The following is a 22,507-nucleotide window of genomic DNA, read 5'->3' as shown; positions in this document are numbered from 1 at the left end:
ACCTCATCCTCCGCGCACCGCGGCGCCTGCGGTATCCCAGAAATCCGGGGAGTTCGGCTTGTACGATTCGCACGGTGGACACCTCGGCCACACGGCGTGCGCACGCCGATATCGACCGCCTGTGTGCGGCGGGCGGTGAATCGCGGGCCCTGCGGCGGGCGATTCTGGATCGACTGGCCCTGGCGCTGGATTTCGACTACTTCGCCTTCGTCCTGACCGATCCGTTGACTTGCGTCGGATGCGATCCGCTTGCCGAGGTTCCGCGCTCGAGGAGCTACCGCGGCTGATCCGGCTGAAGTACGCGACGGCAGGGAACCGGTGGACCGGGCTCGACGACGTGGGGCTGTTGAAATCGCGACGGCCGGACATCTCGAGCAGAGCCCGATGTGGCGCGAAGGGCTCGCGGCCCACAGCGTCACCGATATCGCTTCGGTCGTATTCCGGGATCGCGACGGCTGCTGGGGATTTCTCGACCTGTGGCGGCGCGGTAGCGAAGCAGACAACTCGCCGGCCGCGTCCATCTAACGGATCCGGAATGCCCGCCGGTACGCGCCCGGCGTCGTGCCCACCTGAGCGCGAAATCGGCGGCGCAGGTTGACCGCCGACGTGAGACCGACGCGGACCGCGATGGCCTCCACCGGCAGATCTGTCTGCTCGAGCAGAGTCCGCGCCTCGGCCACCCGGCGCGACAACAGCCACGCACCCGGGCTCGTACCGAGCTGATCGGCGAAGCGCCGGGCCAGGGTGCGGGGCGAGACGTTGAGGTGGGCGGCCATATCGTCGATCGACAACGGTGCCGCCAGGCGTTCACCGGCCCAGTCGAGGAGTCCGTTGAGCGCGTCCACGGGCGGCGCGGGCGGCGCGTACTGGGCTTGGCCGCCGTCGCGGTGTGGCGGCATCACCATGTGCCGCGCGAGCAGAGCTGCATGCGCGGCGCCGTGGTCCTGCCGCACCAGATGCAGGCACAAGTCGATCCCCGCGCCGGCCCCCGCACTCGTGGCGACGTCGCCGTGGTCCACGTAGAGCACGTCCGGCTCGACGCGCACCTTCGGGAACTCCTGTTGCAGCTGGTCGGCGCGCGCCCAGTGGGTAGTGGCCGAACGACCGTCCAACAAGCCCGTGCGGGCCAGCGCGAACACCCCGGAGCAGATCGTGACCAGCCGCGCACCACGCGCATGTGCCCGCAGCAGAGCACGGCGCACACCATCGGAGAGCGGCGCTTCCACGGGGGCCCAGCCGGGGATGATCACGGTATCGGCGGAGGTGAGCGCAGAAAGTCCCCGCACGACCGTCATCGCATACCCGGCCGAGGTCGGTACCGGACCCGGCGTTTCGGTACACACCTCGAACTCGTAGTGCTGCGGTACCGCGGCCCGCGGGGTGCCGAAGACTTCCGCGGCGCAGCCGAGCTCGAACGTCGACTGCACAGGCCGCACCAAGGCCACCACGCGATGCATGGCAAGAAAATACCCCATAGTGTCTTTGTTGCCACTGTCGCGACCCGGCTCGCGCCCGGCATCGTGATAGCTATGCACTCCGAGATCCTCGCCCAAGAGGGCTACATGTCCGTATCCGTAGCGGAATCGCCTGTCCGCGAACTCTTTCCCGGCATCCGGGTACGCCCGCTCTGGACCGGTCCGACCGGAGCTCACGCCAACATGCTGGAAATGGACCCGGGTACCTCATGGCCGCAGCGCGATATCCACGAGCCCGGGCCGGAGGAGGTGTACGTCGTCGCGGGCACGTTCAACGATGGCGCACGCGACTATCCGGCGGGGACATTCCTGCACGCGCCTGCCGGTTCGTGGCATGTGCCCGCCACAGCGACCGGCTGCACGCTGTTCGTGTTCTATCCGGAGGGATAGCGCACGACCCGACCGCGAGCGCTAACGGTAGTCCGTTTTCACATGCTTGCGTTCACGCCGATAGCGGCGCTTGTTCGGAAGGGGCTGGGCGGCGTTGGAACTGCGCAGGGCGTGGCGTTTGCGCCAAGCGGTGAGGTCGGGGCGTTCGGCGGGTGTCTGTATCTCGCCGAGCGCTGCGGAATCATCTGGTTGCGTTGTGCTTCGCATGTCGTTCACCTCCTCTCGGTGCTCGGGGGAACGCTGTCGCGGTCCGATGAACGCCTGCAACCGTAGGTGGAGATGAGCCGGTGAGCCACATAGTTTTCCGCACTCGCGCCACACGGATCCGGCAGTGTCGAGACGACGACCACGCCGCGGCCATCGCGTTGCAGGCGGCCGAGGCCGGACTCGAGGCGCTGCCGCCGATGTTCGGCCGGTCCCCGTCAGGCCGATTTCATATCCGGGGCGGGCGCGGGTTCAGGACGTCGACGCGTCATGCGGAAGATGGCCCAGGCGATCAGTTCGATGAACCAGAACAGAATCAGATACACCGTCACGACCACGACCGGTACCGCGAGGAACAGAATCGACAACACGGCCACGACGAGGAACAGCCCGATATCGCCTGGGGTCGCCCCACGCAGCCGGTTGGCGAAACGTACGGCCGCCCACATCATCCAGCGACGCGGCACCGACACGCCGAGTTCCCGCAGGGACCGCCGGAAGATGCCGTCGGCGTCGGCGACACTCACCGCGCCGGAGCTGAGCAGATAGTCGTGCAGGATCGCGGCTTTCGTGTACGCGCCGTAGCGCGGGATCAGCCACACGACCGGGCGCGGCACCGAAGCGAAATCGGTCCGGAAGCCTTCGGGCACCACGAATCGTTCGGTGGCTCCGCGGTATTCCAGCGGTTGCGCCACCCGCCAGAACTTCTCGTCGAGCTCCTCGACGACGATCCCACCATCATCGAACGGCATTGCTCACTCCCCTGAAAGTCCAGCGTATGAGCTGATTCTAGGGTTGACGGGTGTCGACTCGACCGAACGCGAGGCAACGGTTGGGCCAATACTGGCGCGTCGGCAGCCTATCCGGCGCCACGACCAGCCCGGGCTGCCGTCCGACCGAATAAGGCCTGCACTGGTCAGTTCGTCGAATCACGTTCCGGCAGTACACCGGGCTGCGGCGCATTCCCGTGCGGCGCACTCGCCTGCGGCGGCGCACCGTACATCCCCGGGTTCGCGGGCACCCGGTACGGGTCGTACACCAACGCCGGGTCGTAGACGTATTCCTGCACCGGCCGGGAAGCACCGATCGCCCCCGCGTAACCGGTTCCCAGATCCTCCGACGTGCTGAGCGCGGCGAGGAACAACACCACCAGCGAAGCGATCAACGGCTGCGGCACCATCGCCAGCCACGTCCCGACCTCCGTCGGCAGCGCCACGATCTGGCCCACCGGCGGGTCGGCCGGGCGCGGATTGTTCCAATCGGCGATGTATTCGCCGAGCAACGCCATCAGCCAGCCGCCCGCGATCGATCCGAACAGCAGCCCCGCATACGGGATGGGTCCGCGCATGCGCCGCCACCGCCACGCCCCGACCGCCGACAGCACGCCGATCACCGCGCCCGCGCAGACGAACATCGCCACCGCGTCGAACTGGTGCGCGCTCTCACCGGTGAGCGCGGCACCGCGCCCCGGTTGCACGACGAGCAGCTGCTCGGTGGGTGCGAGCAGACCCCACACCACGGCACCGATGAGGTTGGCCACGATCACCGCGGCCGCGATCACGCCCGCCGCGCCCACCTCACGGCGCACCGCGGCGCCCGGGTCCACTGTCACCGCGTGCGCCTGCGCATTCACTCCGCCCATGTGCTGGATTATGACCGACCGCCGCGGGCGCTGCCCTAGCGGCGCTCCAGACTGGTCGAATCGGTGACCCCGTGCCGGGAGCATTTGGCCCACCAGCCGTCGGGGTTGACCTGCACGATCATCCGGCGGCCGCAGTGCTCGCAGAACCGTGGCGGTTCCAGGCCGAGCGCGGCCGCCTGCGGCATCGGATCGTCGAGACCGGGCACGATCCGTTTGCCGGTGAACGGGTTGTAGCGCTCGTCCATGTTCGTCGTCACCGCGTCAGATGGTGTCGTTGAGCGCCTTGATCGGCATCTTCAGCTCGCCGAGCAGGTCGAGGTCGCTCTCCGCGGGCCTGCCGAGGGTGGTCAGGTAGTTGCCGACGATGACGGCGTTGATACCGCCGAGGATGCCCTGCTTGGCGCCGAGGTCGCCGAGGGTGATCTCACGGCCGCCCGCGAAACGCAGGATGGTGCGCGGCAGCGCGAGGCGGAACGCCGCCACCGCACGCAGCGCGTCGGCGGCCGGGAGCACCTCGAGATCACCGAACGGGGTGCCGGGGCGCGGGTTGAGGAAGTTGAGCGGGACCTCGTCGGGTTCGAGTTCGGCCAGGTTGGCGGCGAATTCGGCGCGCTGCTCGAGGCTCTCGCCCATGCCGAGGATGCCGCCGCAGCAGACCTCCATACCGGCTTCACGCACCATGCGCAGGGTGTCCCAGCGCTCCTCCCAGGTGTGGGTGGTGACGACGTTCGGGAAGTGCGAGCGCGAGGTCTCCAGGTTGTGGTTGTAGCGGTGCACGCCCATGGCGGCGAGCTGGTCGACCTGCTCCTGGGTGAGCATGCCGAGCGAGCAGGCGACCTGGATGTCGACCTCGTTGCGGATGGCCTCGACACCGGCGGCGACCTGTGCCATCAGCCGCTCGTCCGGGCCGCGCACGGCGGCGACGATGCAGAATTCGGTGGCGCCGGTCTTGGCGGTCTGCTTGGCGGCCTCGACCAGGCTCGGGATGTCGAGCCAGGCGGCGCGCACCGGCGACTGGAACAGGCCGGACTGGGAGCAGAAGTGGCAGTCCTCGGGGCAGCCGCCGGTCTTGAGGCTGATGATGCCCTCGACCTCGACCTCGGGCCCGCACCACTTCATCCGCACGTCGTGGGCCAGTGCCAGCAGGTCCTCGAGCTGGTCGTCGCCGAGCCGCAGCACCTCGAGGGTCTGGTCCTGGGTGAGGCCGACGCCGCGCTCGAGCACCTGCTCGCGGGCGATGGCCAGAATGTCGGTCTTGACGGGTGCCTGGGTCACTGCACGAATCCCTTTCGTCCGGCCGGGTGCGGCCGTCGGTTGTGGCCGATCGAGGTGGCCATGCAACTTGAACGGTGTTCAGGATAGGCTAGCTCGAGAGTGAGTCACAACACGAACGGGAGGGTTCCAGCGTGCAACTGCACCGGTCCGATGTGGTCGAGGGCGCCATCGCCATCCTCGACCAATACGGTCTCGCCGATCTCACGATGCGGCGGCTGGCCGGATCGTTGCGCGTGCAGCCTGGCGCCTTGTACTGGCACTTCCCGAACAAGCAGGCGCTGCTCGGCGCGGTAGCCGACCGCATCCTCGCCCCGATGGAGGACCCGCTCACCGCCACCGACTGGCCCGGCCAGCTCACCGAACTCGCCCACCGGCTGCGCAACTGCCTGCTCGCTTACCGCGACGGCGCCGAGCTCGTCTCGGCCACCTACGCCTCTCGCCTCACCACCAGCAAGGGCCGGGAACGTTTCGCCGGCGCCGCCATCCGCGCGGGCATGCCGCGCGCCGAGGCCGAACTCGCCGCCTTCACGCTCCTCTATTACGTGCTCGGCCACACCGTCGACGAGCAGTCCCGCATGCAGATGGACTCGGCAGGCGCGCTCGCCGACGCGGATTCACCGCTGGACGACACCGAATCCCCCGACCCCACAGCCCGTTTCGACTTCGGGCTGCAACTATTCGTGGGCGGGATCCGGCAGCTCCTCGGTACGCGCGTGCGCTGAGCCCCGCTCACCTGGCCAACGCTGGGCGGCGCGCGAACTGGCTCTCCGGGCGCGGCAGCCCGAAGTGATCACGCAACGTAGTACCGGTGTATTCGGTGCGGAACAGCCCGCGTTCACGCAGAATCGGCACCACCGTCTCGGTGAACACCTCGAGCCCACCCGGGTAATACGGCGGCATGACGTTGAACCCGTCGGCGGCGCCGTTGCGGAACCATTCTTCGATGGTGTCGGCGACCTGTTCCGGGGTCCCGGCGAACACCCGATGTCCGCGCGCACCGGCCAGACGGTGCAGCAGTCCGCGCACGGTGGGCCGCTCTCGCTCGACGATGCCCGCCACCACTTGCAGACGGCTCTGGGCGTTATCGGTGACATCGCCCGCATCGGCGAACAATTCGTACGGCACCGGCTCATCGAGCTTCAGATGCCGCAGGCTCTTGCCCGCGATGCTTTCCAGCTGCGCCAGGCCGTATTCCGGTACGGTCAGCTCGTTGAACTCGCGTTCCAGGCGCAGTGCCCCGGCCTCGGTGTCGGCGATGAACGGGCAGATTCCGGGCAGGATCTTGACGTGATCAGGGTTGCGGCCGAAGCCGCGCGCCCGCTCCTTGATGTCACGGTAGAACCGCTGGCCGTCTTCGAGCCGCTGGTGTGCGGTGAAGATGGCTTCGGCGTAGCGGCCTGCGAAGGATCGGCCGTCGTTGGAGGCGCCGGCCTGCACCAGCACCGGGTAACCCTGCGGGGTGCGCGCGGAGCTGAACGGCCCGCGTACGCGCAGGTGATCGCCCTCGAAGTCGATCCGGTGGATCTTGTCCGGGTCGGCGTAGCGGCCGGCTGCCCGGTCGAACAGGATCGCATCGTCTTCCCAGCTGTCCCACAGCGCAACGACCGCGTCGACGAATTCCCGTGCCCTGGCATACCGTTCGTGATGTGCGGGATGCCGGTCGAGTCCGAAATTGGCCGCTGCTTCCCCGGTTCCGGTGGTGACGATGTTCCAGCCCGCCCGGCCGCCGGAGATGTGGTCGAGCGAGGAGAACAGCCGCGCCAGGTTGTAGGGCTCGTAATAGGTGGTCGAGGCCGTCGCGATCAGCCCGAGATGGGTTGTCGCCGAGGCGATCGCAGTCAGCAACGTGATCGGTTCGAGCCCCGGTGCGGCGTTGTATTCGACATTGGTGCGCAGGGCCGGCCCGTCGGCGAAGAACACCGCGTCGAACGTTGCCGTCTCGGCGGTGCGGCCGATCTGCTGGTAGTAGGACACGTCGTAGATGCGGTCGGCGCCGCTGTCGGGATGCCGCCACGCCGCCTCGTGGTGCCCGGCGGGATAGATGAACGCATTGAGACTCAACTGTCGCGGTTCGGTCATGACGCCTGCTTCACCTGCGCTGCCTGCGACTCGACTCCGAGACCGCTGAGCAGCTCCTCTCTGTACCGATTGAATGCCGGATCACTGTGCCGGCGTGGACGTTCCAGTTCGATCTGCCGATCCAGTGCGATGCGGCCGTCGTCGAGGACGAGGACGCGGTCGGCCAGCGATACCGCCTCGTCCACGTCGTGGGTGACCAGCAGCACGGCCGGTGTGTGCTTGGCGCACAGGTCCCGCAGCAGCGCGTGCATCCGGATACGGGTGAGCGCGTCCAGCGCGCCGAACGGTTCGTCGGCCAGCAGCAGCGCGGGTTCACGCACCAGCGAACGAGCCAGCGCGACACGCTGCTGCTCACCGCCGGACAGCTCACGCGGCCAGGCCTTCTCCCGCCCGGCCAGACCGACCTCGGCGAGCGCGGCGCGGCCACGGTCGGCGGCGCCACCGCCGGTCAGCCCGAGGGTGACGTTGTCGAGCACCCGGCTCCACGGCAACAACCGCGAATCCTGGAACACCACAGCCTTTTCCGCAGGCACCGACAACTCGCCGGAGCCGGGTACCTCGTCGTCGAGTTCTGCCAGCGCCCGCAACAAGGTGCTCTTACCGGAACCGCTGCGGCCGAGCAGCGCGACGAACTCGCCACGAGCGATATCGAGGTCGATGCCGTCGAGCACGACCCGATCGCCGAACCCGCGGGTGAGGTCGCGGGCCCGGACGACGTTCAGTCGCCCAGTGTCTGGCGCCATGACAGTGTCTTCCTTTCCACTGTGCGCACGGCGAGATCGCCGAGCAGCCCGAGCAGGCCGTAGATGACCAGGCCGACCACGATGACGTCGATCTGCCCGTACGTGCGCGCCTGGGTCATGAGGTAGCCGATGCCGCTGGTGGCGTTGACCTGTTCGACCACGACCAGCGCCAGCCAGGAGATGGTGACCGCGAGCCGCAGCCCGGTGAAGAACCCGGGCAGCGAGCCGGGCAGCGCGATCTTGCGGATGAACGCCGCCCGCGACAGGCCCACCGTCTCCGCGAGTTCGACGTAGCGCGCGTCGACGCTGCGCAGTTGCGCATGGGTGTTGATGTAGATAGGTATCAGCACGCTGGTGGTGATGACGATGAGCTTCATCTGCTCACCGATGCCGAACCACACGATGAACAGCGGAATCAGCGCCAGCGTCGGAATCGAGCGTTTGATCTGGATCGGCCCGTCCACCAGCGCTTCACCGAGCCGGCTCAGCCCCGCGATCAACGCGAGCACCACGCCGATGACGACACCGAGCACCAAGCTGATCCCGGCCCGCTGTAGCGAGGTGAGCAGATTGGATTGCAGGCGACCGTCGGCGATGAGGTCGCCTGCGGTCTGCGCGACCGTCCACGGTGCGGGCAGGGTTTCCGGGTCCAGTGCGCCGGATGCGGAACCGATGACCCAGGCGCCGACCAGCAGGGCAGGGCCGAGGGCCGCGCCGAAGGGGATCGCCCGGCCGGGCCCGAGCCTGCGACGGGTCCGCCTCCGGGTGGCGAGTGCGGGTGCCGAGCTGGTGCGGGTGATCCGCCCGAAAATGCCCGCGTCGGCGGTCTGTACAGCCATCAGTTGCTCCCCGGTTCGAAGCTCGCGCCGACCTGGCCGACGGTTTCGGTGATGACGGCGTCGAAGCGCAGATCGAAACCGTCGGCGGCCTGGATCTTTCGTGGCAGTTCACCGGCGGCGTCGATGGCGTCGATGGTGGCCTGCTGGCGGTCGATCAGCCGCTGGTCCAGATGCGGAAAGGTGATGGTGCCGCGGGACTCCACGATGCGGTTCGCGTCTTCGATGCTGATCTTCTGGTTGTCGACGTAGTACTTCTGCGCCCATTCGGCCCGGTGGTCGTTCACCCACTGCCAGGACCGCACATACGCGGCGACCAACGCCCGGGTGGCGGCGGCCTTGGCCGGATCGCGCACCACATCGCGGCGCGCGTACAGGTAGGTGAGCCCCGGATAGGTGCCTGCGGTGTCGGCGTCGGGGATCAACGATGTGCCCGAAGTGCGCAGGAACCGAGTGACATTCGGTTCACCGAGCGGCGCGATGTCGACCTGGCCGGTGCGCACAGCGTCGAGGAATTCGGCCAGCTGGATCCGCACGAGTTCCACATCGGAGGTCGCCAGACCCGCCTTGTCGAGCAGACGCAGCACCGCGGCCTGTTGCGAGGTGCCCTCGGCGTAGGCGATCTTCCTACCCTTGATATCGGCGATGCCGTTCACCGAAACCCCTGGCGCCACCGCGAACTTCAGTGCCGCGGTGTCGATCTGCGACGCCGCGACGATGGGTACGTCCTGCTTGGCGGCGAGCGCGTGGATGGGCGGCACGTCACCGACCCATGCCACATCGGCGGCCCCGGCACGGAAGGACTCCAGGATGGCCGGACCGCCGACGAAGTTGGCGAATTCGACCTCGAACGGCAGCTTGTCCAGCTCACCCGACAGCAGCAGCTGATGGCGTAGCAGTTCGGACTGGTCGGCGATCACGAGTGTGGTGCCGGACGGCACCTCGGTGGGCAGCGGCCCGTCGACGACCGACCCCGCCCCGGTGTCGTCGGAGGCACATCCGGTCAGCGCGAACGTCGCGAACGACAGTGCGGCGAGCAGGACGGCGGCGGTCCGGCCGCGTGGGCCGGTGCGGAGAAAACGAGGTCGAGCCATGCGGGAATTCAACAATCCGAGCGGCGGCCCGAACACCGTTAACGACAGCGTGATCCGAACTCGCCGTCAGCGTCCGGCGTCGACCCGCTCGACGATCTGCTCCTCGAAGCGCTGCACGAACGGTGCCACCTGCTGGGCGATGACGGTGTTGTACTCGACCGGACGCTGCCGCGGGTTGGCATGTCCGGTGCCGTAGGGCAACACCACGAGCAGCGCGCCGTCGACGCCGCCGACTTCGTCGATGAGCACCTGATGGGTGCGTTCGACGTCGACCACGCCGTCGCGATAGGGGTTGTGCGGGCGGATGAAGACGATCGCCGGGCGCGGCTTGCCGTCGGCGGGCTCCGACAGCGCCCGCAGATTGTCGATCGAACCGCCCGCGACAATGGCCAGGAATTGCGATTCGATCAGGCCGTTGCTTGCGGCGTCGCTGGAGAAGATCTTGTCGCGCAACACCTCCCCCACCACCTCGCGCACTTCGCCGACGCGGATACCCGGCACACCTTCGCGATCGATGAAACGCTCGCGGCGGGCATAGGTTTCGACGACCAGCCGCAGGCTCCGGCTCTCCCTGGCGCCGGGCAGCCAGCCCATCCAGCGCACCATGTCCTGCCCGCGACCGCGTTTGTCGGGACGGACGGCGTTCAAATCCAGCGGCGTGCAGTCGAGCATCACCGCGACCAGGCGCAGCTCGCTGCCGGTGTGGATGTGCTGGCCCACCTCGAGCGCGATGACGCCGCCCATACTGTGTCCGGTCAGCACGATATTGCGGATCCCGGACATGATCGCGGCCCGGATGATCAGATCGGCGATCACCTTGGTGTCGATACCTCGATTGTCGTAGCGGATCGCCCACACCACTCCCATCGCGCTCAACGAGGGCAGGGCTTCGGCGGTGTCGGAGGCATTGAGCCCGCCGAGGCCGGCCATATCGACGACGGCGGTGTCCCAGCCCTGCGGATCGGCGGGTGCCGATACCGGCAGCAGCGCCGGTTCGGTGCGCGCCAGCCGCGCCCGCTCCGGCGCGACATCGTGCACCAAGTACTGGACGAAGCCGATCGACACGATCAGCACCAGTACCGCGACCCGCGACAACGCCAACCGGGTGCGGCGCAACGTCGTTCCTGTGTGCCCGAGCCGGGTTTCGGCAAGTCGAGCCCGCCGTCGCGCGTCGTCCCAGTCGGTGACAGTGGACGGGTGCCGTTGGTCCAGCGGCGACATACTTTCACTGTAGGCACGCCGCGCGCGGGCCCGCCGTCATCGCGACCCGGCGCCGCGGAGAACCCGACCGATCGGTAGAGTTCGGCCTCACCCTCGGTGGGTGCGGGAATCCGGTGTAAATCCGGGACGGTCGCGCCACTGTGAGCGCCCCAGCGGGCGCGAGTCAGACCTCCCCCACCGGACGAACTCTGGAGAGGCCGCGACTTGCCTGTGGGGCGCTGTACATCGATGGTGCGCACGCGATGACCCGTGTCCATACAACGATCGTGGTACCGGTACTGCTGGCCGCGCTGGCGGTGGTGATGGTCCTCGCCACCGGGTTCGGCGCCGAATCGCTGCCGGTGTCCGGCGTGCTGGAGGTCTTGGAGCACCGTCTGACCGGGCGGATTCCACCGGACCCGGGAATGGACACCATCGTGTGGCAGCTGCGGGTGCCGCGCACCGTACTCGCCGCGATCGTCGGTGCCGGGTTGGCCCTGGCAGGCGCGGCCATGCAAACGCTGGTGCGCAATCCGCTGGCCGATCCGTTCCTGCTCGGTGTGTCCTCCGGCGCAGGCGTCGGCGCGGCCACGGTGATCACTTCCACGGCGTTCGCGGGCGCCGGAATCTGGGCGTTGTCCGGGGGCGCACTGGCCGGGGCTTTCGCGGCGGCGGCGCTGGTGTTCGCGATCGCGGTGAGCCAAGGTGGGCTCACGCCACTGCGGCTCGTGCTGACCGGCACGGTGCTCGCCTCGGCGTTCTCGGCGATGACCAGCTATCTCATCTTCCGCAGTACCGATCCCGCCGCGGCGCAGTCGGTGCTGTTCTGGCTGCTCGGCAGTCTGGCGGGCGCGGACTGGACGCGGATCGCGGTGCCGTTGGCGGTGGTCACGGTCAGCGCCATCGGTTTGATCGCGGCGGCGCGCTGGCTGGACGCACTCCATCTGGGCGCCGATACCGCCGCGTCGGTCGGCGTACCGGTGCGTGAGCTGCGAATCGCGCTGTTCGTACTGCTGGCCGTGCTGGTGGGTGTGCTCGTCGCGGTGTCGGGCGGGATCGGTTTCGTCGGGCTCGTGGTGCCGCACGCCGCCCGCCTCGTCGTCGGCCCCCGCCACCGCGCGCTGCTGCCCACCTGCGCACTGCTCGGCGCGGTGTTCTTGGTGATCGCCGATGCCGCGACGCGAGTCCTGGTGCGGCCCACCGAGATACCGGTAGGTGTGCTCACGGGTTTGATCGGTGCGCCCGCGTTCCTCATCCTCATGGGCCGGCGGTACTACCGGTTCGGTGCGTCGTGAGCAGCCGGCGCCGAACCGACGGCGTGGATACACACCGGAGCGCTCGATGACCGCAGACAAGGGCACGCGAGGCGCGATCGTCGCTGCCCATGATCTGGCCTGCACGGCCGGGCGGCGGGAGGTCCTGACCAACGTCTGCTTCGAGGTGCGCCCCGGCGAGATGATCGGCATCGTCGGACCGAACGGCGCAGGTAAAACGACGCTGCTGCGCACGCTCGCGGGTCTCACGAAGCCGCAGCGCGGGCGCGTCCTGGTCGGCACCGACGACCTGCATGCGCTCTCACCGCGGCGGCGGGCGCGAACTGTCGCACTGGTGGCCCAGGACGAACGCCCGCCCGACGATCTGCTGGCCTGCGAAGTGGTCTCACTCGGCCTGACACCGTATCTACCGCCATGGGGTGCGGGGTCGGCCCGCGAACGCGCGATAGTCGACGACGCCCTGGCCGCGGTGGATCTCGCCGGTTTCGGCGACCGCCCGGTGCACCGGCTCTCCGGCGGCGAACGGCAGCGAGTGCTGCTGGCACGCGCACTCGTCCAGGACACCCCGGTCCTGCTGCTGGACGAACCGACCAATCATCTCGACATCACCCACCGGCTCGAGCTACTCGCCCACGCCAAGCGGCTCGATCGCACCGTGATCGCCGCGCTGCATGATCTGGCGCTGGCCGACCGCTACTGCGACCGGGTGCTCGTTGTGCACGACGGGCGTGCCCATCCGCTCGAACCCCCCGAGATCGCCCTGCACGCCGACATCGTCGACACCGTGTTCGGAGTCAGAGCCACCCGCGTCCCGCATCCCGAGACCGGCGAGAACCACCTGTTGATCACCCCGCGAGAGGCGGCGTCATGAAACACCCGATCCGAATGCTGTCCGCGGCCGCGCTGGCCGTGACGCTGGCCGCCTGCGGCAGCCCGAACGCGGCGACCGGTGATCTCGCCGTGCGCAACTGCGGTGTGGAGTCGCGCTTTCCCGCTCCCGCCCAGCGCATGTTCGTCAACGACAGCAATATGATCTCGATGGCGCTGGCGCTCGGCGCTCAGGACCAGGTGGCAGCCGTATCGAGCATGCAGCAGGACGTCGAGGTGCTGCGCAACCATTACGGCCCCGCGGTGGACGGACTGAACTCGGTCGCCGATGAATCCCCCTCGCGCGAAACCGTCCTCGCGCAGGGCCCGGACGTCGTCGTGGCCGGATGGAACTACGGCTACGACGAATCCGAGAACCTCACCCCGGAGTCGTTGCGCGCCGCGGGCATCGCCGCCTACATTCTCACCGAAAGTTGCAGGCAGCAGGCCGGGCAACGCCCCCGCGGCGTGGTCGAGCCGTGGGCGGCGTTGCGCGAGGACCTCACCAACCTCGGCGCCATCACCGGCCGCGCCGATCGCGCCACCGAACTCGTCGACGATCTCGATCGCAGGCTCGCCGCGCTCGAGGCCGCCCCGCAACCGGAGCGGACCCCGCAGATCTTCCTGTTCGACAGCGGTAGCGACACCATCTTCTCCAGCGGTAGTTTCGGTGCGCCGCAGGCGATTCTGGACGCTGCAGGCGGTCGCAATGTCCTGTCCGACGTGCCCGACACCTGGACCGCGGTCTCCTGGGAGCGGCTGGCAGGCGCCGACCCGGACGCGATCATGTTCGTCGATTACCCGATGCAGAGCTACGCGCAGAAGGTCGAGATGCTGCGCGCCAAGCCCGGCATCAACCAGCTACGTGCCGTCACCGAGGGGCGTTTCCTCAATCTGCCCTACGCCATGTGGACGAGCGGACCGCTCAATATCGATGCGGCCGAACAGATCCGCAAGCAGCTCGAACAGTGGGGACTGGTGCCGCCGTCGACCATCGAGCCACGCTCGGACGACGCGATCCGCTGACCCTGGCTCGGCCCGGCGGCTCGCGTCCCGTTCATCACACTCACGACGTGACCCTCACCACATTTGCACAGGTAGAGCGGCATTTCGTGAAATCTCACACGCAATGTGTCCGACCCCGGGTCTAGCGTCGACCGAGTGAGGCATACGTCGCACGGCCGCCATCATGCCGCCCCACTCAACGGGCGTGACGTTAGACACAAACACGCAATATTCGCTTGCACGCGACTATCGCACTCGCAATATGATCGCGCGGTGGCGAGTGAATTGGGATTCGGGGACGCCCTCGAGCGTTTCCTGACGGGCCTGTTCAGTGCGAGCCGATCCGAGGGCGCCGACAAGCTGGTCGAATTGGATCTGTCGCTGTCCCAGGCACGTACCCTGTTCGTCCTCGGCCACGACGATCGTCAGCAGTTACCCATCCACACCATCGCCGAACGACTCTCGTTGTCGGTGACAGCGGCGGGGCGCAATGTGGATCGGCTCGTCCGTCTCGGCTTGCTGACCAGGGACGAAAGCCCAGAGGACCGGCGGGTGAAACTTGTCGGCCTCAGCGAACGCGGCCGTGAGCTCATCCGCGAACAGATGATGTGCCACCGCGCAGCGGTCGACCGGCTGGTCGAACGCCTGCCGGACAACGTTCGTGACGATCTGCACGCCGCCCTCATCGGCGTGCTCGACTCCGGGGCACTCGCCTCGGTGCCAACCATCCCAGCCGTATCGACGGGAGACCCCTCGTGAGCAAGTCCGCCGGCAGCACCGCCGCAGCGGTACCCGACAAGATAGACGGCGCCGTACTCAAGGTCGCCGGTGTCGTCGTTCTCGGCGCCATCATGTCGATCCTCGACATCACCGTGGTCAACGTCGCGCTGCCGACGTTCCAGACCGAGTTCGACGTCGCCAACTACTCCACGGTGGCCTGGACGGTCACCGCCTACACCCTCGCCCTCGCGACGGTGATCCCGCTGACCGGCTGGGCCGCCGACCGATTCGGCACCAAACGCCTCTATCTGAGCGCGCTGGTGCTGTTCACCGCCGGTTCGGTGCTGTGCGCGCTGGCCTGGAACATCGAGGCGCTGATCGCGTTCCGCGTGATCCAGGGCCTCGGTGGCGGCATGCTGATGCCGCTGGGCATGACGATCATGACCAAGGCCGCCGGACCCGAGCGTATCGGCCGCCTCATGGCCATCCTCGGTGTCCCGATGCTGCTCGGCCCGATCCTCGGCCCGATCCTGGGCGGCTGGCTGCTCGACAACGCCACCTGGCACTGGATCTTCCTGATCAACCTGCCCATCGGCGCCATCTCGCTGGTGTACGCCTACATGGTGCTGCCGAAGGACGATCCGCAGCCGAGTGAGCGCTTCGACTTCATCGGCATGCTGATGCTCTCGCCAGGTCTGGCACTGTTCCTGTTCGGCGTCTCCACGATTCCGGAGGAAGGCACCGTCACCGCGCCGAAGGTGTGGGCGACGATGCTCATCGGCGGACTGCTGGTGATCGCGTTCGTGTTCTACTCGTTCAAGCCCAAGCATCCGCTGCTGGACCTGCGGCTGTTCAAGAACTTCAACCTGTCGATCTCGACGATCACCATGTTCCTGTTCGCGGCCTCCTTCTTCGGCGGTCTGCTGCTGGTGCCCACCTACTTCCAGCAGGTGCGCGGTGAAAGCGCGTTGATGGCGGGTCTGCTGGTCGTACCGCAGGGCCTCGGCACCATGCTGACCATGCCGCTGGCGGGTGCGCTCGCCGACAAGCTGCCGGTCGGCCGGATCGTCCCGATCGGCATGGCGGCGATCACCGCCGCCATGTTCGGCCTCTCGCAGACCGATGCGCACACCTCCTACCCGGTGCTGCTGGGTCTGCTGTTCGTCCTCGGTCTCGGCATGGGTGGCACCATGATGCCGCTGATGACGGCCGCGCTGCGGACCCTCACCGAGCACGAAGTGGCACGTGGTTCCACGCTGCTCAATATCGCGCAGCAGATCGCGAGTTCGGTCGGTGTCGCCATCATCTCGGTGGTGCTGACCAACCAGTTCAAGGCGTCGGAGCCGGTGTCGGCGGCGCAAGCCGTCGGTGAAGCCGAACGCACCGGTACTCCGCCGGATCCGTCGATCCTGGAGTACATCCAGTCGCTGGGTGCGAAGTTCGAGTCGATCGTCCTCGACGATATGGCTTCGGCGTTCTCCACCAGCTACCTGGTCGCGGCGTTCCTGTGCCTGGTCACGCTGGCCGCGTCGTTCTTCCTGCCCCGCAAGAAGGAAGCGGCACCGGCCGAGGGTGAACAGCCCAAGGCGCCGGTCATGATGCACTGAGCCGAGCAATCGGCGAGCAGTCCACGATCCCCGCGTGAATCATTCACGCGGGGATCGTCGCTCTCATCGGCCGAAACCGGCTATGCGGCGACGTTGGTCATGGCTGTCGCGACATTGTTCGCATTCGCGATCCGCTGATCGCGCATCTCTCCAGAGCTTCTTTCGTAGTAGTAATCAAACACCGCCGCCGCGGCCCCGGGCGTGTCTGTGGCCTTCAGCCTGTTGAAGGCCGCGGATTCTTTGCCGCCCAGCTCGTGCATCATGAAATCGACCTGGGTTTCCCAGTCGCTGACCGGTTTTCCCTGGGCTGCGGCAAAGGCGTTCAGGTTTTCGCGCCGCCCGCCCAACCACTGGCACAGTCCATAGGCGCCCTCCTTCGGGTTGTACGCACCGGTATTCAATCCGGGCGCCTCGACCTGCATATTGCCTATGATTCCGGCTGCCTGTGCAGGCGTGAGACCGTATTTGTCGATGAGTCGCCGATAGATGTTCTCCGCGGAAGCCCGCTCACCACCCTCCAACGGCGCTGCGGTCGCATCCGTCGCCGGGTCCCCGCCGGTATAGGTATCGGCGGGCAGGTTGCTCCCGAAACTCGGCGTCCACGGCGGCGCCCCGCCGCTCGGCGCACCGCCGCCGTTTGTATTCCCGCCTCCTGGAGGCGAATTCCACGCCTGTCGATCCAGCTCGTTGAACGCGGCCCAGACGGCGTCGACAGCTTTGCCGATGACCTTGTCGATCGCCTCGACCGCGCCGACCTGCTCGACGGCAGTCGGGCGGTCCGGCGGGTCGTCGACAACGTCGGCCAGGATGTCTTTGACCGCACCCTCGAGGATGTCGACCTGAGTGGTCACGTCATTGGCGACGTCGGCCGATACAGCAGCCAACTCGGCGATCTGATCGTCGAGTGAGTTCCATTGGTCCTGGTAGTCCTTGACGTCGTCGGCGCGAAGCTTGTATCCCTGCTTCAGCTCTCCCGCCCCAGGCATTTCGGCACCACCGAGACCGTCCAGGTATTTTGCCGTGATCCGGGACGCGTTCTTGTCACCGAGCCCCTTCTTCAACGCCACCAGCGTGGCTTCCGCCCGGGCTATGTAGGGATTCAGAATGGGGGCGTCAGTAAATCGCCGAAACTTCACTGGTTCCGGAGCCATCGTCAACCTCCACCACACGATGCCGCAGCACTGCGCAACCCTGCCCTTATTCGGCGCAGGTGACCACGCCCCTGCTCACAGCTCTCGGTATGAATAACAGAAATCGCCCGGCCGCACTCTCGCCGATATTCCCGACAGTGAGAAGCCCTCCTTGACGGCAAGGTCGGCGCCGAGTGGGTCGCGCCGGCACGGGTTCGGTGAATGTCGACGCGTCGATCAGATCACCGTGCCGACGTCCTCGGTGACGAGCTGGTCGAGCGCGCGTTCGGCCACCGCCGCAATGGTCATCGACGGATTGCAGGCGGCGGTATTGCCCGGCATGAGCGCACCGTCGAGCACGTAGAGTCCGCGCTGGCCGTGCACCCGGCCCTCCAGATCGCAGACAGTGCCCATACTCGCGCCGCCCAGCGGATGCCAGGTGGACGGGAAGGCGGCGTTGGTGTCGAGCAGGGCGGTGCCTGGACCGGCGATCCGCTGCGCGAGCGGTCCGATGTAGTTGTTCTGGATGACGGAGTCGCCGTTGGACGGCCAGCTCAGCACCGCCTGTTCGGCCGCCGAATCGTAGCTGAACGTGCCACGTCCGTCGCTGACGCCGTACCCGACCATCATCGTGGACTTGGGATCGATCGGCAGCGGCGGAATCGATGCCTGGATGAGAGTGCACGCGTTCTGCGGGTCCGACCAGTTCAAGCTGCCGTAGACGACCGGCCCGCCCTGTGCGGGACCGAAATTCGCTGCCGGGTTGGTCCACACATAGATCCGGTCGGCGTTGGTGCCCCAGTTCTGGCCGAGCGCGTCGGGCAGGTCGGGAATCAAACCTCTGGCACCGGCTCGCACCAGCAGCTTGGTGGTGTTGAGGCTGCCCGCGGCCAACACGAGGGCGCCGGTGGTGATGACCTTGTTCTCCCGGACGACGCCGGAGGTGTCGATGCGATCGACGTGGACGATCCAGCGCCCGTCGGGGCCGCGCTCGATATCGGTGACCTCGTGCTGGGTTCGCACCTGCACCCGTCCGGTCGCCTCCGCGGCCGCGACATAGGTGACGTCGACGGAGTGTTTGCCGCCGTTGTTGACGCCCATCGCGCCGTCGCCGTTGGTGTAGGAGGGTTTCATCTCCCCGCGCAATTCGGCCAGCGCGAAGTCCCAGTCGATCGGCATCGGAATCTTCGACAGTGGCAGCCCGGCGCGGCGCACATGGTCGGCGAACACGCGCGCTGCGGCGTAGTTCGGGCTCGCCACCAGCTCATCGGGTGCGACCGCGAGGCCGAGCATCCGCGCGACCCGCGGATAGTGCACGCGATCCATCGTCGCCCAGTCGAGCCCCGCCGGGAAATGCGCGTTGAACACCGCCTCGTCGGGCTGCAACGACATGCCCTGGTAGATCAGCGAACCGCCGCCGAGCCCCGCCGCGCACAGGGCCGTCATGTTCTCCCCCGGCACCGCCTCGACCAGGCCGGTGTAGGGCTCGAAGGCCAAGGGCTGGCCGAACAGGTTCGGGCTGGATCGATGCCACAGGATGCGCTTGTCCGGCGCCGAGGCCCTCGGGAAGGTCTCCGCGTCGGGCCCCGTCGGCCAGCGCATCCCCCGCTCCAGCAGCAACACCGGCACACCGGCCTCGGCCAGCCGCAACGCCGTCACCCCACCACCGAACCCCGACCCGATCACGACGACCCGATGTTCCTCTCTGGTGAGCGGAACACCGTTGACCCGGGCGGCGATCGCGGGTTTCGGGTCGAATGCCCGCGCACCGGCGAGCACGGCGCCTGCGGCCACCGCCCCGGTCAGCAGCGAGCGGCGGGAGATCACTGACATGGAAGATCCTTACGACGAGACAACTGCCAAGGCGCCACACGTCAGCGCCGGTAACCCAGTTACCGAGTAACGAAGTTACTGCACGGCTGCTCATGCCGAAGGAAATTCGACAACTTCGATCCGCGCTCGAACGGAGGAACAGAGACAGATGGACGGCGATCCGCATATCCACGTCGAGCGGCAGATCGAGCAGTTGAGCCGGACGACCGGCATGGACGTCACCCCGGAGCCGGCAGTGGTTCGGTCAGACGAGCAGGTAACGGTCGGCCCAGTCTGCGTCGAACCAACTGGCCGCATCGGCCCGGAACCCGTTCGGCGATCGCGTACCGGCACCGGCCGGGATCATGCCGACCAGATCGACGCCGGTCACCCGAGGCAGATCGGTGCGGTTGGTTTCCATGGCCAAGTCGGGAGTCTCGGGCCACGAGCCGATCACCAGACCCGCACACTCCACCCCGGCCGCCGCGAGGGCGCCGGTGGTGAGTTCGGTGTGGTTGAGAGTGCCGAGGCCGGGGGCGGTGACGACCACGACCGGCGCGGCGAGTTTTACCGCCAGATCGAGGAGGGTGAATTCGCCGATGCGGACCAGCAGACCGCCGGCACCTTCGACCAAGACGACATCGGCGGTGAGTTCGGTGATGGCCGAGAGGGTTTCGTCGAATGTGAGCAAGGGTGCGCCGCACCGCCGGGCGGCCGTATCGGGAGCCAGCGGTTCGGGATAGCGGGCCAGTTCGACGGTGCGGGCGACGCCGGAGAGTTGCGCGATGGTCGCGAGATCGCCTGGCTCGCCCGGCGCGACACCGGTCTGGGCGGGTTTGCATACCGCGACCGAGCGCCCGGCAGCGGTGGCGGTCGCGGCCAATGCGGCGGTGACGATGGTCTTGCCGACATCGGTCGAGGTTCCGGTGACGAACAACAGCGTCATCGGGTGCTCCCCTGATATTCGACGCACCTCACGCAGGCACCGCCTGACGTGCGGTGGACAGCACCTCGCCGAGAACCGTGGCGATGACGTCGACTTCGGCGGGAGTCAGATTCGCGCGAGCGGTCAGCCGCAGCCGGGAGGTGCCCTCGGGAACCGACGGTGGGCGGAAGCAGCCGACATCCAGCCCCCGCGCCCGGCACTGCTGGGCAGCGTCGAAGGCCACCTGCGCCTGACCCAACACGACCGACACGACTGCTGAATCCGGTTGCGGCACACCGGCGATCCGCGCGATATCGGCGGCGCGATCCAGCACCCGCTGTGCGATGTCCGGGTCGCGGCGCAGGATCTGCAACGCAGCGCGCGCCGCGCCGACGGCAGCGGGCGCCAGCCCGGTATCGAAGATAAAAGTGCGGGCCGCGTCGATGAGGTGCGCGCGCACCCGGCCGCTGGCCAGCACCGCACCTCCCTGTGCCGCAAGGGCTTTCGACAGTGTCGCGGTAATCACCAGATCTGGTTCACCAGCAAGGCCTGCTTCCTGAACCAGCCCACGTCCGCCCCTGCCGCGCACGCCGAGGCCGTGCGCCTCGTCGACGACCAGCACGGCACCGTTCGCACGGGTCACGCGGTGCAGTTCGGCCAGCGGCGCCAGATCACCGTCGGCGCTGAACACCGAATCGGTGAGCACCAGTGCGCGTTCCTCGACACGCCCGGCCAGCAACCGATCCACCGCCGTGACATCGCAGTGCGGCGCGATCTCCACCCGCGCCCGCGACAACCGGCACGCGTCCACCAGCGAGGCGTGACTGCCCGCATCGGAGACGATCAGCGAGCCGCGCCCGGCCAGCGCCGTCACCACACCGAGGTTGGCGGCGTATCCGGAGGCGAACACCAGCCCCGCCTCGGCGCCCATGAACTCGGCGAGTTCGGCTTCGAGCAGTTCGTGTTCGGCGGTCGTCCCGGTCACCAGCCGCGACCCGGTCGACCCGGCGCCCCACCGACGCACGGCGGCCACCGCACCCTCGATCACCTCGGGATGCCGCACCAGCCCCAGATAGTCGTTGGACGCCAGATCGATCGACGGCGACTGCGGCTCCCGTGCCCGCAACTCCCGTCGAAGCCCCGCCCCCACCCGCTCGGCAGCACGCTCGTCCAGCCAGCTCAATGGATCGGTACTCACAGCTGAACACCATACTTGAACGGCGTTCAGGAGCGCGATCGGGGCCACCCGCGGGTGCACGGTCAGCGCGTTCAGCCGCCGAACCAGCTGGGCATATCGGTGCGGAAGAGTTCACCCGGCGCGAGCGTCCGAAGATCGGCTTCGAGTGCGGCCATCCGATCGGCTCCCAGCGTGCCCGACCACCGTGCATGAACGCGGTCGAAGGTCTCGGCAGACTTGTCCAGGAAGTCGATGCCGCGATCGCTGAGCGTATAGACCTTGCGCCGCGCGTCGGCCGGATCATGGCCGCGCCGCACATACCCGAGGCGCTCGAGATTGTCGATGTGCTTACCCGCGGCTTGCTTGGAGATGCCGAGCGCACGCCCGAGGTCGGCCGCGGTGCAACCTCGCGGCCCGGAGCGCGCGATCGCCTGAAACAGGAATCCGTGCAACGGCCGCAGATCAGGGTGCCCGCGTTCGGCGAGATCGGCGTGTACTTCGTCGATGGCCGCACGGAAGGCGGCCAGCATCCGCAGCGGCAGCTCGTAGCCACCCGCATCCCTTGACATATTGGACAACCTCGTTGACTATATGGACAACTTCATTGTCTATCCTAAGGGCGCGCATCCATGACCGTCATCCGACACTCCGAAACCCGCCGCACCGAAACCCCCAGCGGCATCATGACCACCCTCGCCTCCCCCAACCAGGGCGGATCCTCGCTGTCGCTGTGGCGGGTCGAGATGGGGCCGGGCAAGTCCGGACCGCTGCACTTCATCGACGTCGAGCAAATCTGGACCATCGTCACTGGTCGCGCCGAGATCGACCTGAACGGCACCGACCTCGTCGCCGAGGCAGGCGACACCGCAGTCCTCCCCGCCGACGTCCTACGCCAGATCACATCCGGCCCCGAAGGCGTCACCGCCATAGTCACCGCCCCCGCCAACGCCCGAGCCGGCACCCCCGACACCGATACCACCGTCGTCCCACCATGGATCGCCTGACGAGGGGGACATGAGACTGCCCGCAACGGCGTGTCGCCGGTCTGATGC

The 22,507-nt window shown here is 67.7% G+C and carries 25 protein-coding genes and 1 riboswitch; of the genes, 9 read left to right on the top strand and 16 right to left on the bottom strand.

Going from position 1 to position 22,507, the window contains the following annotated elements:
- Positions 1-74: 74 nt before the first annotated feature.
- Entirely contained in the window at positions 75-287 is a 213-nt protein-coding gene (locus tag ACFXNW_RS17780) for a hypothetical protein (RefSeq protein WP_379418785.1), read from the top strand.
- Positions 288-521: 234 nt separating this feature from the next.
- Here the strand turns inward: ACFXNW_RS17780 and ACFXNW_RS17775 are convergent, their stop codons facing one another.
- The gene (locus ACFXNW_RS17775; protein ID WP_379418784.1) at positions 522-1,457 is read right to left on the bottom strand and encodes a GlxA family transcriptional regulator; all 936 of its coding nucleotides are present in this window, start codon (positions 1,455-1,457) and stop codon (positions 522-524) included.
- A 72-nt stretch (positions 1,458-1,529) separates the two neighbouring features.
- Here ACFXNW_RS17775 and ACFXNW_RS17770 point away from each other — a divergent pair, with 72 nt between their 5' ends.
- Complete coding sequence (locus ACFXNW_RS17770; RefSeq protein WP_379418783.1) at positions 1,530-1,865, top strand: cupin domain-containing protein; 336 nt, start codon at positions 1,530-1,532, stop codon at positions 1,863-1,865.
- 21 nt (positions 1,866-1,886) lie between these two features.
- Here ACFXNW_RS17770 and ACFXNW_RS17765 read toward each other — a convergent pair whose 3' ends face one another.
- From ACFXNW_RS17765 to bioB, 5 genes are all read right to left on the bottom strand, one after another.
- Positions 1,887-2,072, bottom strand: coding sequence for a hypothetical protein (locus tag ACFXNW_RS17765; protein WP_379418782.1), 186 nt, complete (start codon positions 2,070-2,072; stop codon positions 1,887-1,889).
- Between the two features lie 215 nt (positions 2,073-2,287).
- The gene (locus tag ACFXNW_RS17760; protein WP_379418781.1) at positions 2,288-2,821 is read right to left on the bottom strand and encodes a DUF1353 domain-containing protein; all 534 of its coding nucleotides are present in this window, start codon (positions 2,819-2,821) and stop codon (positions 2,288-2,290) included.
- Between the two features lie 164 nt (positions 2,822-2,985).
- The gene (locus ACFXNW_RS17755; RefSeq protein WP_379418780.1) at positions 2,986-3,711 is read right to left on the bottom strand and encodes a DUF2567 domain-containing protein; all 726 of its coding nucleotides are present in this window, start codon (positions 3,709-3,711) and stop codon (positions 2,986-2,988) included.
- A gap of 35 nt (positions 3,712-3,746) precedes the next feature.
- A complete protein-coding gene (locus ACFXNW_RS17750) occupies positions 3,747-3,956 on the bottom strand; it encodes a hypothetical protein (protein ID WP_379419083.1) in 210 nt (69 codons plus the stop codon).
- A gap of 16 nt (positions 3,957-3,972) precedes the next feature.
- Complete coding sequence (bioB, locus tag ACFXNW_RS17745; RefSeq protein ID WP_379418779.1) at positions 3,973-4,986, bottom strand: biotin synthase BioB; 1,014 nt, start codon at positions 4,984-4,986, stop codon at positions 3,973-3,975.
- A gap of 131 nt (positions 4,987-5,117) precedes the next feature.
- Here bioB and ACFXNW_RS17740 point away from each other — a divergent pair, with 131 nt between their 5' ends.
- Positions 5,118-5,708 (top strand): TetR/AcrR family transcriptional regulator C-terminal domain-containing protein, encoded by a 591-nt coding sequence (locus tag ACFXNW_RS17740; protein ID WP_379418778.1) that lies wholly within the window; start codon positions 5,118-5,120, stop codon positions 5,706-5,708.
- 7 nt (positions 5,709-5,715) lie between these two features.
- Here the strand turns inward: ACFXNW_RS17740 and ACFXNW_RS17735 are convergent, their stop codons facing one another.
- The 5 genes from ACFXNW_RS17735 to ACFXNW_RS17715 form a co-directional block, all read right to left on the bottom strand.
- Positions 5,716-7,065 carry an LLM class flavin-dependent oxidoreductase gene (locus tag ACFXNW_RS17735; RefSeq protein WP_379418777.1) on the bottom strand — a complete coding sequence of 450 codons (1,350 nt, stop codon included), beginning with the start codon at positions 7,063-7,065 and terminating at the stop codon, positions 5,716-5,718.
- Positions 7,062-7,808 (bottom strand): ABC transporter ATP-binding protein, encoded by a 747-nt coding sequence (locus ACFXNW_RS17730; protein WP_379418776.1) that lies wholly within the window; start codon positions 7,806-7,808, stop codon positions 7,062-7,064. The genes ACFXNW_RS17735 and ACFXNW_RS17730 overlap by 4 nt, the downstream gene beginning before the upstream one ends.
- The gene (locus ACFXNW_RS17725; protein ID WP_379418775.1) at positions 7,784-8,647 is read right to left on the bottom strand and encodes an ABC transporter permease; all 864 of its coding nucleotides are present in this window, start codon (positions 8,645-8,647) and stop codon (positions 7,784-7,786) included. Before ACFXNW_RS17725 ends, ACFXNW_RS17730 begins: the two co-directional genes overlap by 25 nt.
- Positions 8,647-9,738, bottom strand: a complete 1,092-nt coding sequence (locus ACFXNW_RS17720) for an ABC transporter substrate-binding protein (protein WP_379418774.1) — start codon at positions 9,736-9,738, stop codon at positions 8,647-8,649. The genes ACFXNW_RS17725 and ACFXNW_RS17720 overlap by 1 nt, the downstream gene beginning before the upstream one ends.
- Before the next feature lie 66 nt (positions 9,739-9,804).
- The gene (locus tag ACFXNW_RS17715; protein WP_379418773.1) at positions 9,805-10,959 is read right to left on the bottom strand and encodes an alpha/beta fold hydrolase; all 1,155 of its coding nucleotides are present in this window, start codon (positions 10,957-10,959) and stop codon (positions 9,805-9,807) included.
- A 104-nt stretch (positions 10,960-11,063) separates the two neighbouring features.
- A riboswitch (cobalamin riboswitch) is annotated at positions 11,064-11,129 on the top strand.
- 72 nt (positions 11,130-11,201) lie between these two features.
- Between ACFXNW_RS17715 and ACFXNW_RS17710 the strand changes: the two genes are divergently transcribed.
- The 5 genes from ACFXNW_RS17710 to ACFXNW_RS17690 all read left to right on the top strand — a co-directional run bounded on the left by ACFXNW_RS17710 (position 11,202) and on the right by ACFXNW_RS17690 (position 16,411).
- Positions 11,202-12,233: a FecCD family ABC transporter permease gene (locus ACFXNW_RS17710; RefSeq protein ID WP_379418772.1), complete on the top strand. Its 1,032-nt coding sequence runs from the start codon at positions 11,202-11,204 to the stop codon at positions 12,231-12,233.
- Between the two features lie 46 nt (positions 12,234-12,279).
- Complete coding sequence (locus ACFXNW_RS17705) at positions 12,280-13,083, top strand: ABC transporter ATP-binding protein (protein ID WP_379418771.1); 804 nt, start codon at positions 12,280-12,282, stop codon at positions 13,081-13,083.
- Entirely contained in the window at positions 13,080-14,105 is a 1,026-nt protein-coding gene (locus ACFXNW_RS17700) for an ABC transporter substrate-binding protein (RefSeq protein WP_379418770.1), read from the top strand. The genes ACFXNW_RS17705 and ACFXNW_RS17700 overlap by 4 nt, the downstream gene beginning before the upstream one ends.
- 252 nt (positions 14,106-14,357) lie before the next feature.
- Positions 14,358-14,843: a MarR family winged helix-turn-helix transcriptional regulator gene (locus ACFXNW_RS17695; RefSeq protein WP_379418769.1), complete on the top strand. Its 486-nt coding sequence runs from the start codon at positions 14,358-14,360 to the stop codon at positions 14,841-14,843.
- Entirely contained in the window at positions 14,840-16,411 is a 1,572-nt protein-coding gene (locus tag ACFXNW_RS17690; RefSeq protein WP_379418768.1) for a DHA2 family efflux MFS transporter permease subunit, read from the top strand. The genes ACFXNW_RS17695 and ACFXNW_RS17690 overlap by 4 nt, the downstream gene beginning before the upstream one ends.
- A gap of 80 nt (positions 16,412-16,491) precedes the next feature.
- On the opposite strand, the gene ACFXNW_RS17685 is transcribed toward ACFXNW_RS17690, so the two are convergent.
- The 5 genes from ACFXNW_RS17685 to ACFXNW_RS17665 all read right to left on the bottom strand — a co-directional run bounded on the left by ACFXNW_RS17685 (position 16,492) and on the right by ACFXNW_RS17665 (position 22,024).
- On the bottom strand, positions 16,492-17,562 hold the full coding sequence (locus ACFXNW_RS17685) for a phage tail tip lysozyme (protein ID WP_379418767.1): 1,071 nt from the start codon (positions 17,560-17,562) through the stop codon (positions 16,492-16,494).
- A gap of 216 nt (positions 17,563-17,778) precedes the next feature.
- The gene (locus ACFXNW_RS17680) at positions 17,779-19,374 is read right to left on the bottom strand and encodes a GMC oxidoreductase (RefSeq protein WP_379418766.1); all 1,596 of its coding nucleotides are present in this window, start codon (positions 19,372-19,374) and stop codon (positions 17,779-17,781) included.
- 244 nt (positions 19,375-19,618) lie between these two features.
- Complete coding sequence (gene bioD, locus ACFXNW_RS17675) at positions 19,619-20,299, bottom strand: dethiobiotin synthase (RefSeq protein ID WP_379418765.1); 681 nt, start codon at positions 20,297-20,299, stop codon at positions 19,619-19,621.
- 28 nt (positions 20,300-20,327) lie between these two features.
- Complete coding sequence (locus ACFXNW_RS17670; protein ID WP_379418764.1) at positions 20,328-21,476, bottom strand: 8-amino-7-oxononanoate synthase; 1,149 nt, start codon at positions 21,474-21,476, stop codon at positions 20,328-20,330.
- A 71-nt stretch (positions 21,477-21,547) separates the two neighbouring features.
- Positions 21,548-22,024: a MarR family winged helix-turn-helix transcriptional regulator gene (locus ACFXNW_RS17665; RefSeq protein ID WP_379418763.1), complete on the bottom strand. Its 477-nt coding sequence runs from the start codon at positions 22,022-22,024 to the stop codon at positions 21,548-21,550.
- Positions 22,025-22,084: 60 nt separating this feature from the next.
- Here ACFXNW_RS17665 and ACFXNW_RS17660 point away from each other — a divergent pair, with 60 nt between their 5' ends.
- Positions 22,085-22,459, top strand: a complete 375-nt coding sequence (locus ACFXNW_RS17660; protein ID WP_379418762.1) for a cupin domain-containing protein — start codon at positions 22,085-22,087, stop codon at positions 22,457-22,459.
- The last annotated feature ends 48 nt before the right edge of the window (positions 22,460-22,507 follow it).

Origin of the sequence: Nocardia sp. NPDC059180, from assembly GCF_042754945.1 — a bacterium.
Classification (GTDB): domain Bacteria; phylum Actinomycetota; class Actinomycetes; order Mycobacteriales; family Mycobacteriaceae; genus Nocardia.
This window is presented reverse-complemented; position numbering and strand designations above follow the sequence as displayed.